Origin of the sequence: Pseudomonas sp. B707 (assembly GCF_022496685.1) — a bacterium.
GTDB lineage: Bacteria > Pseudomonadota > Gammaproteobacteria > Pseudomonadales > Pseudomonadaceae > Aquipseudomonas > Aquipseudomonas paraglycinae.
The window spans coordinates 213367-227149 of sequence record NZ_WTVE01000035.1 but is presented as its reverse complement, the minus strand read 5'-3'; the positions used below and the strand labels follow the sequence as shown (position 1 = coordinate 227149).

Here is a 13783-nt window from a genome sequence, read left to right as displayed (position 1 = left end):
GCCTGTCGGCCGAGATTACGCCCAGTTCATGGGATCCGACGTGACAGGTACGAATCCCCTTGTTTCCGGTTCCTTCAATGATTTTTTCTTACACGGAGTTGATCGGAATCTTCAGGTAAACAACGCCATTGCCTTCCGCCGGTGGAAAATTTCCTGCGCGCACATTCACCTGAATCGCCGGCAGCAACAGCGTCGGCATGCCCAACCCTGCATCGCGCTTGGTGCGCATCTCGACAAACGCGGCTTCGTCGACGCCGTCATGCACGTGGATATTGCTTTTGCGCTGTTCACCCACTGTGGTCTGGCACTGCGAGTCGCGACCTTGCGGCGGGTAGTCGTGGCAGACGTAGAGCTTCACGCTGGCGGGGAAGGCCAGCAGTTTGTGAATCGAATTGAACAATTGATGGGCGTTGCCGCCGGGAAAGTCGCAACGGGCGGTGCCGACATCGGGCATGAACAGCGTGTCGCCCACCAGGATCTGTTCGCCGTCGATCAGGTAAGCCATGTCCGCCGGGGTGTGGCCGGGAACGTGCAGGGCGGTGGCCTTGAGATTGCCGATCCTGAACGATTCGTTCGGTGCGAACAGGTGATCGAACTGCGAGCCGTCGACGCGAAATTCCGGTTCCAGGTTGAACAGCGCCTTGAACACGTTCTGCACTTTGCTGATCGATTCGCCAATCGCGATTTTCCCGCCCAGTTCCCGGCGCAGATAAGGCGCGGCGGACAAGTGATCGGCGTGGGCGTGGGTTTCCAGCAGCCACTGCACTTGCAGGTTATGGGCGTGCACGAAGGCGATGATCTTGTCCGCTTGAGCCGTGCAGGTGCGGCCGGCGGCGCCGTCGTAATCAAGCACCGGATCGACGATTGCGCACTGCCCGCCGTCGGCCTCGTAGACCACGTAGCTGTAGGTCGAAGAGGCGGGGTCGAGGAAAGCTTCAATCAGCGCGGGCATGTACGCGGTCCTGTGCAGGAAGGTGAAAAGTCAGGTTGCAACACTTTATGTAAACACATAATGTCCGCAGCTTAAGTGACGTTGAAGGCATCCTGCAAATGCAATCCAGTCTGACCGAATGTGAAGTCGCCCAGCTGAGGGCCTCGGCCTCCAAGGCCTGTTCGCTGCTCAAGGCCCTGGCCAACGAGGATCGGCTATTGATCCTGTGCCAGTTGACCCAGGGCGAGCGCAACGTCGGCGAGCTGGAGAAAATGACCGGCGTGCGTCAGCCTACCCTGTCCCAGCAACTGGGCATCCTGCGCGATGAAGGGCTGGTCGCGACCCGTCGTGAAGGCAAGTACATTTTTTACGGTCTCGCCAGTCACGAAGTGATCCAGGTGATGAAAACCCTTTCCGGACTCTACTGCGGAGCCGTGCTCAAAAGCTGGGCGCAATAGACCCGGCTATCCTTGCGTGCAGCCATAAGGAACAAACAATGAACGATCAACACTGGGGCCCATCCATCAGTGCGGACATCGTGGTCATCGGCGGCGGCACTGCCGGCATCGGTTTTGTCGCGAGCCTGCTCAAGCGCGATCCCGGCCTGAAAATCACGGTGATCGAGCCGAGCACCCTGCATTACTACCAGCCGGCGTGGACGCTGGTCGGCGGTGGCGCCTTTGATGCCAAAGACACCGCCCGACCGATGAACAAGGTGATGCCGCGTCAGGCCACCTGGATTCAGGCAGCCGTGACCGGCATCGACCCCGACCAGCGCCGTCTCACCCTCAACGATCAACGCACCATCACCTATCAGAACCTGATCGTCTGCCCCGGCCTGCGCCTGGCGTGGGAGAAGATCGAAGGCCTGCAGGAAAGCCTCGGCCAGCACGGCGTCACCTCCAACTACAGCTATCAGCACGCGCAATACACCTGGGATCAGGTGCAGAAACTGCGCGGCGGCAAAGCGCTGTTCACCCAGCCGTCGATCCCGATCAAGTGCGCCGGCGCGCCGCAAAAGGCGCTGTACCTGTCCTGCGATCACTGGCTCAAGCGCAGCGTGCTGAGCAAGGTCGAGGTCGAGTTCAATCTGGCCGGAGCTGCGTTATTCGGTGTGCCGACCTTTGTGCCGCCGCTGATGAAGTACATCGACAAATACAACGCGCGGCTGGCGTTCAATTCCAATCTGGTGAAGGTCGACGGCCCGGCGAAAACCGCCTGGTTCGACGTCAAGGATGCGGAGGGTAACGTCACCCGCCAGGCCAAGACTTTCGATCTGCTGCACGTCGTTCCGCCGCAGGTTTCACCGGACTTCATCGCGCAAAGTCCGCTGGCCGATGCCGCCGGCTGGTGCGAGGTCAACCCGCACACCCTGCAACACCCGCGCTATCCCGAAGTGTTTGCCTTGGGCGATATCTGCGGCACCACCAATGCGAAAACCGCCGCGGCAGTGCGCAAGCAAGTTGTGGTGGTGGCGGAAAACCTGCTGGCGGTGCGCAAAGAACTGGCGCTGCCGTTGAAGTACGACGGCTACGGTTCCTGCCCGCTGACGGTGGAGAAGGGCAAGGTGATCCTCGCCGAGTTCGGCTATGGCGGAAAACTGCTGCCAACCTTTCCCCTCGACCCGACCGTGCCGCGCCGCTCCGCGTGGTGGCTGAAGGCGACGTTGCTGCCGTGGTTCTACTGGAACGGCATGCTCAAGGGCCGCGAATGGCTGACAAGCCTGTCCAGGATCGACTGAGAACACTCTATGTTGCTGGCAAGCCTGTTTGGCGTGGTGATGGGATTGATCCTCGGTATGACCGGGGCCGGCGGCGGGATTCTCGCCGTGCCGGCGCTGGTGCTCGGGCTGGGCTGGACGATGACGCAGGCGGCGCCGGTGGCGTTGTTTGCGGTGGGTAGCGCAGCGGCGGTCGGCGCGATCGATGGTTTGCGCCATGGTCTGGTGCGTTATCGCGCGGCGCTACTGATCGCGGCGCTCGGCGCGGTGTTTTCGCCGGTGGGCATCTACTTCGCCCATCAGTTGCCGGAAAAGGTCCTGATGATCCTGTTCAGCCTGCTGATGGTGATGGTGGCGTGGCGCATGCTGCGCCGCGAACGCCAGCAGCAGGGACCCAGCGACCATGGCCACGCCAGTTGGGGCCAGAAGAACTGCATGCTCAATGAGCAGACCGGCCGTTTCGACTGGACCGCCAAATGCACCGCGACCCTCGCGGCACTGGGCGCGGTCACCGGCGTGGTGTCCGGGTTGCTGGGGGTTGGCGGCGGGTTTCTGATCGTGCCGGCGTTCAAGCAACTGACCGATGTGCAGATGCGCGGGATCGTCGCCACGTCCTTGATGGTCATCAGCCTGATTTCCGCCATCGGCGTGATCGGCGCGTTCCATGCCGGGGTGCGGATCGATCATCTTGGCGCGTCGTTCATCGTGGCCAGCATCGTCGGCATGATCATCGGCCGCAAACTCTGCGCGCGGGTGCCGGCGAGGACGTTGCAGGTGGGGTTTGCCAGCGTATGTCTGGTGGTCGCCGCTTACATGTTGCTGTGTGCGTGAGACAAAACCTGTGGCGAGAACCAGGCGCCCTCGCCACAGCGTCAGCGTTACAACACCAGATGCGGTAACCACAGCGACAGCGCTGGAACGTAGGTCACCAGCATCAGCACCAGGAACAGCACGGCGTAGAACGGCAGCAGCGCCTTCACCGTACTTTCGATACTGACCTTGCCCACCGCCGAACCCACGAACAGCACGGCTCCCACCGGTGGCGTTATCAGGCCGATACCGAGGTTGACCAGCATGATCATGCCGAACTGCACCGGGTCGACGCCGATACCGAGGATCACCGGCATCAGGATCGGCGTGAGGATCAGGATCAGCGGCGCCATGTCCATCACGGTGCCGAGCAACAGCAGCATGACGTTGATGCACATCAGGATCACGTAGCGGTTGTCGGACAGGGTCAGGAACAGCGTGGTGATCTTCGCCGGGATCTGCATCAGGGTCATGATGTAGCCGAAACTGGCGGCGAAGCCGATCAGAATCATCACGATGGAAATGGTGCGCACTGTGCGGTGCATGAGTTTCGGCAGTTCACTCCATTTGTAGTCGCGGTAGATGAACATGGTGACGAAAAACGACCACAGCACGGCAATGGCCGCCGACTCGGTGGCCGTGAAGATCCCCGACAGAATCCCGCCGAGAATGATCACCATCGCCATCAGGCCCCACAAGGCTTCGCCGCAGATCTTCAGGGCTTCGCGCAGCGGGATCACTTCGCCCTTGGGGTAGTCGCGTTTGCGCGCAAAAATCAGACACAACACCATCAGGCACGCGCTCATCAGCAGACCCGGCACCACGCCGGCCATGAACAGCGAAGCAATCGAAACGGTGCCGCCGGCGGCCAGCGAGTAGAGCACCGAGTTGTGACTCGGTGGAGTCAGCAGAGCCTGCACCGAACCACTGACGGTGACCGCTGTAGAGAATTCCCGAGGGTAGCCTTTGCGCTCCATTTCCGGGATCAGCACCGAACCCACCGACGCCGTATCAGCAACCGACGACCCGGAAATCGCACCGAAAAAGGTCGAGGCCATGATGTTGACCAGCGACAGCCCGCCACGCACGAACCCCACCAGCACCCCGGCGAACGCCACCAGCCGTCGCGACATGCCGCCCTCGGCCATGATCGCGCCCGCCAGCACGAAGAACGGAATCGCCAACAGGGAGAATTTGTTCACCCCGCCCGCCACCTGGATCATCAAGGCCTGAAACGGGATGTCGATCCACCATGCGCCGATCAGCGCCGACAGCCCGAGCGCGTAGGCAACCGGCATGCCGATCAGGATCAGTGCGATAAAACTGCCCAGCAGAATCAATGCGTCCATCAGGCAGCCCCTTCGTTTTCTTCAACCAGGTCGAACCGCACCACGCGGCGATTGCTTTGATCGCCGAGCAACAGTTTTTCCAGCACGAAAATCAGCGTCAGCGCACCACCCACGGGGATCGGCATGTAGGTGATGCCGACCCGCAATGTCGGCAGGGCGCTCATGAACTGGTTCCACGTCGACAGGCACAGCTTGGTGCCCCAGATGGTCATGAACAGGCAGATGGTGCCCATGAGCACTTGCGAAATAATGCTCATGGTTCGGCGCATCTTCGGTTGCAGGCGATCGGTGACCATCGCCACCGCCATGTGCGCACCGGCGCGATAGCTGGCGGCGGCGCCGATGAAGGTGAAGACCATCATCAGCAGGATGGCGGTGGGCTCCGGCCAGCTTGAACCGGTGCCGAGGACGTAACGGGCGAACACGCCCCAGGGAATGATCAGGGAAATGGTCAGCACCGACAGACCGGCGACCCAGATGCAGGCCATGTAAATCCGGTCATTGATGCGCAGCAGCAAATTCTTCATCGGGTTCCACCGTAACCGGGCAGGCGTGAGCGTCGAGCGACGCCAGCGCTGCCGGGCCTTGTATTGGGGGCAGGGAGGTTACTGAACGGCTTCGATGCGCTTGATCAGGTCGACGTAGGGCGCGCCGTATTTTTCGCGGATCGAAGCGGTGGCCTCGTAGAAGGGTTTCTTGTCGACGGTGATGAACTCGACGCCGGCGGCCTTGAGTTTCTCTTCACTGCTGGCCGACTTGGCATCCCACAAGGTGCGCTCCTGGGCCTGCGCAGCCTTGGCGGCTTTTTTCACCAGGGTCTGCTGATCGGGAGTGAGTTTTTCCCAAGTGATTTTCGACATCACGATCGGTTCGGGCAGGATCAGGTGCCCGGTCAGGCTGTAGAACTTGGCGTTCTGGTAGTGGTTGTGTTCAAGCAGGGTCGGCGGATTGTTTTCCGCGCCGTCGATAACGCCGGTCTGCAGCGCACTGAAGATTTCGCCGGTGTCCATGGCGATCCCGTTGCCGCCCATGGCGTTGATGGTTTCGATGAACATCGGGTTGCCCTGCACACGGATTTTCATACCCTTGAGGTCTTCGAGGCTGCGCACCGGTTTCTTGGTGTAGATGTTGCGCGTGCCGCCGTCCATCCACGCCAGCGCCACGAGGTTGAATTCGGAGTTAGTGATCTTGTCGAGGATTTCGTCACCGATTTCACCGTCGATGATCTTGCGCATGTGCGCCTGATCACGGAACACGAACGGCATGTTGAACACGTTCACGTCCGGCACCACCGGACCGACGATACCGAGGCTGACGCGGGCCATCTGGATGGCGCCGACCTGAGCCTGTTCGACCACTTCCTTTTCCGAGCCGAGCACGCCGCCAGGAAACATTTTGAAGGTCAGCTTGCCGTCACTTTCGGCAACCAGGGTCTTGCCCAACTGTTCTTCAGCGACCACGGTCGGATAACCGGCGGGATGGATGTCGGCGAATTTGATTTCCAGCGCATGGGCGGCGCTGCCGAAGGTGAGCGCGAGGGGGAGAGCGGCGGCGAGCAACGTGCGTTTGAAGTCCATGAGGGGTTCTCCAGTCTTGTTATTTTTGTGTTCAAGGCACAGCGATGCAGCAGGGGGTTACAGCAGGTCGTCGAACAATGGCTCCGGCAGGCCTTTGACGCCGGGGTTGAGGGCGAACACGCCGCCGGCCAGCGATTGCGGATCCTGGTCGTCGCCGGGGCGGATCGAGGTCACGAACAAAGTGTCCATCCGGCTGCCACCGAAGGCGCACATGGTGGGTTTTTTCACCGGTACCTGCAGCGAGCGGTCAAGGCGACCGTCGGGGGTAAAACGATGGATCAGGCCGACATCGTTGGCGCAGATCCAGTAGCAGCCATCGGCATCCACGGCAGCGCCGTCGGGACGGCCGTAAAAATGGTTCATGTCCACGAACACCCTGCGGTTGGAGGGTGTGCCTGTCTCGGTGTCGTAATCGAAAGCCCAGATCAGTTGCACGTTCGGGTGCGAGTCCGACAGGTACATGGTTTTGCCGTCCGGGCTGAAGCCCAGACCGTTGGGCACGATGAAGCCATCAAGCTGTGCCTCGATCACGCCTGTTTGCCCGGCACCGTAACGATAGAGCCGGCCCTCGGGCAGATTCAGGCCCATGTTCAGCACCATGCTGCCGGCCCAGAACCGGCCCTGACGGTCGCAGCGACCGTCGTTCAGACGCATGTCCTGACGGCTGTGTCCGACGCTCGCCAGTTGCTCGCTGTCGAGGCTGCCATCGCTGTGCGGTTGCAAGTGAAAGAACCCGCTCTCCATACCGGCCACCCAGCCGCCCTTGCTGTGGCGGGCGAGGCAGGCAAGCATTTCGGGAGTCTTCCAGGCATGGACGTGGCCAGTGTCGGCGCTCCAGCGTTGCAGACCACCGTTGGGGATATCGACCCAGTACAAGGCGTTTTCCTGTGGCACCCAGACCGGGCTTTCACCGACCGCGTTGCGGGCGTCGACGATCAATTCGGCTTGCATACTCATTCCCTTGGTTTGTGCTTTTGGAGACGGACAAGCGCAGCGATCAATCGCCGAACGGGCCGGCCGCAACGAAGGCGCCGCCCTGATAGATCCGCGCCGGGTCATCGCTGGCGGGCATCGGCTGCGCCTCGACCTTGTCGCGAAACACTTCGGACGTGTCTTTGGCCTCGAAACCGAGGTGGCTGGCGAAGCGGTTGTCCCACCACACGTCCTTGTTGGCGGACATGCCATAAACCACGGTGTGGCCGACGTTGGGGGTGTACAGCGAACGTTCGAGCAGTTGAGTGAGGTCGTCGAAGCTCAGCCAGGTGTGCATCATTCGGCGGTTCTGTGGTTCGGGAAACGACGAGCCGATGCGGATGCTGACGGTTTCGATGCCATAGCGATCGAAGTAGAAACTGGCCATGTCTTCGCCGTAGGACTTGGACAGACCGTAGTAGCCGTCGGGGCGACGAGCAGAGCTGGCGTCGAGGTGTTCGTCCTGTTTGTAGAAGCCGATGACATGGTTGGAGCTGGCGAAGATCACCCGCTTCACACCGTGTCGGCGTGCCGCTTCATAGATATGGAATACGCCGCAGATGTTGGCGCCGAGGATTTCTTCGAAGGGGCGCTCCACCGAGACACCGCCGAAGTGCAGGATCGCATCCACGCCTTCGACCAGCTGATGCACGGCAGCTTTGTCGGCGAGGTCGCAGAGCACGATTTCTTCGCGGTCATCGATGGCCGGGGCGAGGGCAGCGATGTCCGACAGGCGCAGTACGTTGGCGTAGGGGCGCAGACGTTCGCGCAAGACTTTGCCCAGGCCACCGGCGGCGCCGGTCAGCAGCAGGCGATTGAACGGAGTTGGGGCGGTGGGGGTGGACGTCATGGCAATCCCTTACACGTTGTTATTAGGTTTGTTGTAGGTTGTCGTATGACTGCGCTGAAGTATCGGTAGGGTTTCCGGAACTTGTCAACGCGACTTTCGGTGTAAATGACGGAAGGCTGATTCACCTTCCGCTCATGCCATGTTCGGGTCTACAGCAAGGAAATCGGGTAACTGATGAAGATCCGGTTCTCGTCGAATTCATTGGTGCTGAAGTCCCGGCGAATCGTCGCGTTGCGCCATTTGACGTTGAGGTTCTTCAGCGGGCCGCTCTGCACGGTGTAGGCCAGTTCCGATTCGCGACCCCATTCCTTGCCATCGGTGATGGTGCCGGTGTGCACGTTGTCGCCGCTGATGTAGCGGTTCATCAGCGTCAGCCCGGGGACGCCGAGGACTACGAAGTTGTAGTCGTGGCGGATCTGCCAGGAACGCTCCTGCGCGTTGTCGTAACTGGCGTTGTAGCTGTCGTTGGCCAGGGTGCCGCCGCTGGTGCCGTTGACGCGCATCCAGGCATCGTCGCCGCTGAGCTTTTGCAAGCCGATGTAGAACGTGTTGCCGCCGTACCGGGCCGAGAGCATGGCGAAAGCGGTTTTGTTGTCGAGGTCGCCGGCCTGGGCGCTGCCGTCTTCCTTGCCGGTGAAGAATCCGAGGTTGGCGCCCAGTGTCCAGTCGCCCAGCGGCTGGCTGTGGCTGAGGTTGAAGTACTGCTGCTGGTAGATGTCGCTGAGTTCGGCGTACCACACACCGACAAGGGTGCGTTTGTCGTTGAAGGTGTATTCGCCGCCACCGAAGTTGAAGCGGTCGGACGTGAATGCGCCGCGGCCGTTCATCGACATGTCTTCCATGCTGGCATCGTTGCGCGGGCTGTTGCCACGGAACTGGCCACCGTAAAGGGTCAAACCATTGATTTCGGTAGAGGTGATCTGGCCGCCGCGAAACGTCTGGGGCAGGGAGCGGCCATCATCCGAGCGCAGGATGGGCAACACCGGCATCCATTCGCCGACCTTCAATTCGGTCTTCGACACCTTGGCTTTGAGCGCCACGCCCAGGCGCCCGAAATTGTCCGCCGGGCGCCCGCCATCGTGGATCGGCAGCAGCTGCGTACCGCCCGTGCCTTTGCCGCCATCGAGCTTCTGCGAGTACAGCCCCAGTACGTCCAGGCCGAAGCCGACAGTGCCTTGGGTGAAACCGGATTTGGCGTCGAGGATGAAGTTCTGCGTCCATTCTTCAGCCTTGCCCTGCGGATAGTTCGGGTTGACGAAGTTGCGATTGAAGTAGGCGTTACGCAGGTTCAGGGTGGCTTTGCTGTCTTCGATGAAGCCCTCGGCGTCTGCGCTCATTGGCAAAACCAGGGCGAGGCTGCCGCAGCCGATCAGGCTCAGGGTGGAACGCGGGCGGGGGGTAGAAAAACGGGACGTGCGGACGGAATTGCAGACGAATGTGCTCACTGTGACGCTCCCTGTTTCATTTGTTGTTTTTATTATTTGTTATACGTCGTCGTACAACATGGTTGCGGATATTTGCGAGGTTTTCCGGAAAAGTCAACAGGGCGTCGTACGATGACTTCCCGTGAGCGAGCAGCCCTCCAAATGCTGTGAGGAAGGCTGCTTCGGGCCGCTTTTATTGGTTGTAGAGCGCCTCCGTGTTATCGATCAGTGGATTTTTTTCGGTCAGCACGATTTGTGCGATCTGATCCTTGCGCATGAAACTCACCTTCGGATGCGACTGGGCGTACCGGATAAAACGCTCCATGGCCTCGACCATCGCGGGCGTGCCGCCAATACGGTCGTGCAGGCTCACCGACATCATCCGCCGCTTGCTCGCGCCTTCGGCGTAGAGGCGATCAAATTCCAGCACCAGTTGCTGATAGAACTGCTCGGCGGAGTAGTGACGGCCCTCGATCAGCACGATGTCGTTGTTGCGTAGGGTGTACGGCACCACGGCGAATTTGCGCCCACGGACCATGGTCACGAACGGCTCGTCGCGGCTGACGTCGTCGATGTGATAGGTGAAGTTCAGATCCTGCAGCACCTTCAGCGTATTGGGGCTGCGGCGCAGCCAGTTGGCGTTGTAGCCGACCGAGCGCTGGCCGGTGATTTTCTCCACCGCTGCGACGCCGTCGCCGATGAACTGTTTTTCCTGGGCGTAATTCATGTTGTACGAGTCGGCCCAGCGCATGCCGTGGGCCGCCAGTTCATGACCGCGCTCGGCAATCGCCTTGGCCAGTTCCGGGTGCTTGAGCGCCGCTTCGCCGACCACGTGGGAGGTCACTTTGATGCCGGTGCGATCCCACAGATCGAGCATGCGCCACAGGCCTTCCTTGTAGCCGTAATCAAACCAGGTCTGTGCCGGCAGGTCCGGGTAGCCTTTTGGCAGCGGTGTGCCGGAGAACGGGCTTTCAGCGCCTTCGGGCTGGCCGCCGGTTTCGAATTGCATCGACACCGAAATCACCAGTTGCGAGCCGTCCGGCCACGGGCGTTCTTGGGCAAAGGCGAGGGCGGGCAGCAACAGCGTGGCGGCCAGCAGGTTTTTCAGCAGACGCGGGGAGCGTTGCCAGCGGGGAGTGGTCATATCGGGCACCTTGCAGGTTGAGAAGTGAAGCAAGGTTGGCATTCGCCAGGCCCGGGAAAAATCCGCTGCGGGCGAGATGACTTTTAAACAAAATTTACGAATTGCGATGCACGAATTTCTGGTGGGAGCGAGCAGGCTCGCTCCCACAGGGATATGTGTTTGGCTGCAGTTTTGCGGCAAACTCAAGCCATCACCGTATAAGGCCAATCAATGAACCAATACGCCCCGCGCAACTGGCAGCCGCACGAGAAGCCCAGTCTGCCCGGTTCCCCCTCGACGCCGCTGCATTCCAACCCCAAGCGCCTGGCTTATGCGCTGGTGGGCGTGCTTGTGGCGGTGACCGGTGGGCTGGGTAATGCGCTGGTGGTCGCCAACCTGCCTTACCTGCAAGGCGCGCTCGGGGCGACCACGGCGGAGATGGCCTGGCTACCGGCGGCGTACGTGATGACCAACGTGTCGATGAACCTGCTGCTGGTGAAGTTTCGCCAGCAGTTCGGCTTGCGCGCGTTCACCGAGGTGTTTCTGGTGCTGTATGCGCTGGTGACCTTCGGCCATCTGTTCGTCAATGACCTGAATTCGGCGATTGCCGTGCGTGCGGCCCACGGCATGGTCGGCGCGGCGTTGAGCTCGCTGGGCCTGTATTACATGGTGCAGGCGTTCCCGGCCAAATGGCGGATGAAGGCGCTGGTGCTGGGCCTCGGCACTTCACAGCTGGCCTTGCCGCTGGCGCGACTGTTTTCCGAAGACCTGCTGCAGATCGCCGAATGGCGCGGCCTGTACCTGTTTGAGTTGGGCATGGCGTTGCTGTCGCTGGGCTGCGTCCTGATGCTCAAACTTCCGCCGGGTGACCGGTTCAAGACCTTCGAACCGCTCGACTTCCTGACCTTCGCGATCCTCGCCAGCGGCGTCGCGCTGTTGTGCGCGGTGTTGTCCTTGGGGCGGATCGACTGGTGGCTGGAAGCCGACTGGATCGGTATCGCCCTGGCCGCGTCGATTGCGCTGATTCTCGCGGGGCTGGCCATCGAACATAACCGCAGCAACCCGATGCTGATGACCCGCTGGCTCGGCAGCGGGGTGATGATCCGCCTGGCGCTGGCGGTGATCCTGATTCGCATGGTGACCTCGGAGCAATCCACTGGCGCCGTGGGCTTCATGCAGAACCTGAACATGAGCAGCCAGCAGCTTCATAGCCTGTATGTGGTGATGCTGATCGGCAGCGTCGCCGGGCTGCTGACCAGTGCGCTGACCATCGACCCGAAACACCTGTTGATGCCGCTGATCATTTCGCTGGCGTTGATGGCCACCGGCTCGATCATGGACAGCTCATCGAACAACCTGACCCGCCCCGGCAACCTGTATTTCAGCCAGTTCCTGCTGGCGTTCGGCAGTACCTTTTTCCTCGGCCCGACCATGGTGCTGGGCACGCGCAACGTGCTGACCAACCCGCGCAACCTCGTGAGTTTTTCGGTGTTGTTCGGGATCTGCAACAACCTCGGCGGTCTGATCGGCGCGGCGTTGCTGGGGACGTTCCAGATCGTGCGCGAGAAGTTTCATTCCAGCCACATCGTCGAGCAACTGGTGATGTCTGATCCCCGCGTCGCCGCCCGGGTGCAGAGCGGCGGGTCGGCGGTCGGTTCCGTGATTGCCGACCCGAGTCTGCGCAATCTGCAGGGCATTCGCAGCCTGGCCAACGCCGCTACCCGCGAAGCCAACGTACTGGCCTATAACGATGTGTTCATGCTGATCGCGGTGATCGCGATCCTGACCATGATCTGGATTTCCATCCGTGCGCTGTGGCTGATCAGCACCACCAAAGCCGTCGCCCCGACACCTTCCGTACCTTCCAGCGGTTCCACTTCTTCATGACCGAACCGACTACCACGACCACCAATGCCATCGCCGCCACCCCTGAAGGTGTGGCGCCGCCGTCATCACCGAACACCGAGCCGCGCTCGTTGCGGGTGCGGATCATCTCATCGCTGGGGTTTGCCGCGATTGCTATCGTCGGTGTGCTGATCGTGCTTTACGCCTGGCAGCTACCGCCGTTCAGCAGCGCAGTTGAGACCACCGAAAACGCCTTGGTGCGCGGGCAGGTGACGATCATCGGTCCGCAGCTCAGCGGTTATGTGTTTGAAGTGCCGGTGCAGGATTTCCAGTTTGTGAAGGAAGGGGATTTGCTGGTGCGTCTTGATGATCGTATCTATCAGCAACGTCTCGACCAGTCGCTGGCACAACTGGCGGTGCAGAAAGCTTCACTGGCCAACGTGGTGCAGCAGCGCAACAGCGCCGAGGCGACGATCAAGTTACGTCAGGCGGTGGTGGCCGACAGCGAAGCGCAGCTACGCAAAAGCGAGGCGGATCTGCGACGCAACAAAGCGCTGGTCAATGACGGCTCCGTGTCCAAGCGCGAGATGGACGTGGCGCTGGCCGCCAACGCCCAAAGCATTGCGGCGGTGGCGCAGGCCAAGGCCAATCTGGAAATCGCCCGGCAGGATCTGCAAACGGTGATCGTCAATCGCGGCTCTCTGGAAGCGGCGGTGGCCAGCGCCGAGGCGGCGGTGCAGCTGGCGCGGATCGACTTGTCCAACACTCGGATCATTGCTCCACGTGACGGTCAGTTGGGGCAGATTGGCGTGCGCCTCGGCGCCTACGTCAACTCCGGGGCGCAGTTGATGGCGCTGGTGCCGAACCAGAAATGGGTGATCGCCAACCTCAAGGAAACCCAGATGGACAATGTGCGCGTCGGGCAACCGGCGAGCTTCACCGTCGATGCCTTGAACCACCGCAAATTCACCGGCCACGTGCAGCACATCTCGCCGGGCACCGGTTCCGAATTCGCGTTGTTGCAGGCCGACAACGCCACCGGCAACTTCGTGAAAATCGCCCAGCGGGTGCCGGTGCGCATCACCATCGATCCAGATCAGCAGGAGAGCGAGCGTTTGCGGCCGGGGATGTCGGTGGTGGTCAGCATTGATACGGCGGCGGGCGACACCCAGAAACACTGAC

At 61.1% G+C, this 13783-nt stretch carries 13 protein-coding genes; 5 read left to right on the top strand and 8 right to left on the bottom strand.

The annotated features are described in order from the left end of the window. Window positions 1-88: 88 nt before the first annotated feature. Window positions 89-952 (bottom strand): MBL fold metallo-hydrolase, encoded by an 864-nt coding sequence (locus tag GQX66_RS26090; protein WP_102687771.1) that lies wholly within the window; start codon window positions 950-952, stop codon window positions 89-91. 98 nt (window positions 953-1050) lie between these two features. Here GQX66_RS26090 and GQX66_RS26085 point away from each other — a divergent pair, with 98 nt between their 5' ends. Genes GQX66_RS26085 through GQX66_RS26075 form a run of 3 tightly spaced genes read left to right on the top strand, consistent with a single transcriptional unit; the run spans window position 1051 to window position 3482 of the window. After that, window positions 1051-1389, top strand: a complete 339-nt coding sequence (locus GQX66_RS26085; RefSeq protein WP_007952897.1) for a metalloregulator ArsR/SmtB family transcription factor — start codon at window positions 1051-1053, stop codon at window positions 1387-1389. A 38-nt stretch (window positions 1390-1427) separates the two neighbouring features. Next, a complete protein-coding gene (locus tag GQX66_RS26080) occupies window positions 1428-2672 on the top strand; it encodes an FAD/NAD(P)-binding oxidoreductase (protein WP_240871994.1) in 1245 nt (414 codons plus the stop codon). 9 nt (window positions 2673-2681) lie between these two features. Then, window positions 2682-3482: a sulfite exporter TauE/SafE family protein gene (locus GQX66_RS26075; protein WP_085746066.1), complete on the top strand. Its 801-nt coding sequence runs from the start codon at window positions 2682-2684 to the stop codon at window positions 3480-3482. Window positions 3483-3529: 47 nt separating this feature from the next. On the opposite strand, the gene GQX66_RS26070 is transcribed toward GQX66_RS26075, so the two are convergent. The 7 genes from GQX66_RS26070 to GQX66_RS26040 form a co-directional block, all read right to left on the bottom strand. Then, complete coding sequence (locus GQX66_RS26070) at window positions 3530-4810, bottom strand: TRAP transporter large permease (RefSeq protein ID WP_011334824.1); 1281 nt, start codon at window positions 4808-4810, stop codon at window positions 3530-3532. Then, complete coding sequence (locus GQX66_RS26065; protein WP_129974002.1) at window positions 4810-5337, bottom strand: TRAP transporter small permease; 528 nt, start codon at window positions 5335-5337, stop codon at window positions 4810-4812. Before GQX66_RS26065 ends, GQX66_RS26070 begins: the two co-directional genes overlap by 1 nt. Before the next feature lie 78 nt (window positions 5338-5415). After that, window positions 5416-6387 (bottom strand): TRAP transporter substrate-binding protein, encoded by a 972-nt coding sequence (locus GQX66_RS26060; protein WP_134023214.1) that lies wholly within the window; start codon window positions 6385-6387, stop codon window positions 5416-5418. Window positions 6388-6444: 57 nt separating this feature from the next. Further along, window positions 6445-7338, bottom strand: coding sequence for an SMP-30/gluconolactonase/LRE family protein (locus GQX66_RS26055; protein ID WP_129974004.1), 894 nt, complete (start codon window positions 7336-7338; stop codon window positions 6445-6447). A 46-nt stretch (window positions 7339-7384) separates the two neighbouring features. Next, on the bottom strand, window positions 7385-8209 hold the full coding sequence (locus tag GQX66_RS26050; RefSeq protein WP_102718260.1) for an NAD(P)-dependent oxidoreductase: 825 nt from the start codon (window positions 8207-8209) through the stop codon (window positions 7385-7387). Window positions 8210-8358: 149 nt separating this feature from the next. After that, window positions 8359-9654 (bottom strand): OprD family porin, encoded by a 1296-nt coding sequence (locus tag GQX66_RS26045; RefSeq protein WP_240871993.1) that lies wholly within the window; start codon window positions 9652-9654, stop codon window positions 8359-8361. Window positions 9655-9826: 172 nt separating this feature from the next. Next, window positions 9827-10777, bottom strand: coding sequence for a polysaccharide deacetylase family protein (locus GQX66_RS26040; protein ID WP_085746073.1), 951 nt, complete (start codon window positions 10775-10777; stop codon window positions 9827-9829). 210 nt (window positions 10778-10987) lie between these two features. On the opposite strand from GQX66_RS26040, the gene GQX66_RS26035 reads away from it, so the two are divergent. Further along, window positions 10988-12643, top strand: a complete 1656-nt coding sequence (locus GQX66_RS26035) for an MFS transporter (protein ID WP_240871992.1) — start codon at window positions 10988-10990, stop codon at window positions 12641-12643. Beyond that, complete coding sequence (locus GQX66_RS26030) at window positions 12640-13782, top strand: HlyD family secretion protein (RefSeq protein ID WP_039767224.1); 1143 nt, start codon at window positions 12640-12642, stop codon at window positions 13780-13782. The genes GQX66_RS26035 and GQX66_RS26030 overlap by 4 nt, the downstream gene beginning before the upstream one ends. Window position 13783: the final 1 nt, after the last annotated feature.

Bases quoted from the DNA above. Each gene is read 5' to 3' on its own strand.
- GQX66_RS26060 (WP_134023214.1), bottom strand. From the start codon at position 6,387: ATGGACTTCAAACGCACGTTGCTCGCCGCCGCTCTCCCCCTCGCGCTC.
- GQX66_RS26070 (WP_011334824.1), bottom strand. From the start codon at position 4,810: ATGGACGCATTGATTCTGCTGGGCAGTTTTATCGCACTGATCCTGATC.
- GQX66_RS26065 (WP_129974002.1), bottom strand. From the start codon at position 5,337: ATGAAGAATTTGCTGCTGCGCATCAATGACCGGATTTACATGGCCTGC.
- GQX66_RS26085 (WP_007952897.1), top strand. From the start codon at position 1,051: ATGCAATCCAGTCTGACCGAATGTGAAGTCGCCCAGCTGAGGGCCTCG.
- GQX66_RS26075 (WP_085746066.1), top strand. From the start codon at position 2,682: ATGTTGCTGGCAAGCCTGTTTGGCGTGGTGATGGGATTGATCCTCGGT.
- GQX66_RS26050 (WP_102718260.1), bottom strand. From the start codon at position 8,209: ATGACGTCCACCCCCACCGCCCCAACTCCGTTCAATCGCCTGCTGCTG.
- GQX66_RS26035 (WP_240871992.1), top strand. From the start codon at position 10,988: ATGAACCAATACGCCCCGCGCAACTGGCAGCCGCACGAGAAGCCCAGT.
- GQX66_RS26030 (WP_039767224.1), top strand. From the start codon at position 12,640: ATGACCGAACCGACTACCACGACCACCAATGCCATCGCCGCCACCCCT.
- GQX66_RS26055 (WP_129974004.1), bottom strand. From the start codon at position 7,338: ATGCAAGCCGAATTGATCGTCGACGCCCGCAACGCGGTCGGTGAAAGC.
- GQX66_RS26040 (WP_085746073.1), bottom strand. From the start codon at position 10,777: ATGACCACTCCCCGCTGGCAACGCTCCCCGCGTCTGCTGAAAAACCTG.
- GQX66_RS26080 (WP_240871994.1), top strand. From the start codon at position 1,428: ATGAACGATCAACACTGGGGCCCATCCATCAGTGCGGACATCGTGGTC.
- GQX66_RS26090 (WP_102687771.1), bottom strand. From the start codon at position 952: ATGCCCGCGCTGATTGAAGCTTTCCTCGACCCCGCCTCTTCGACCTAC.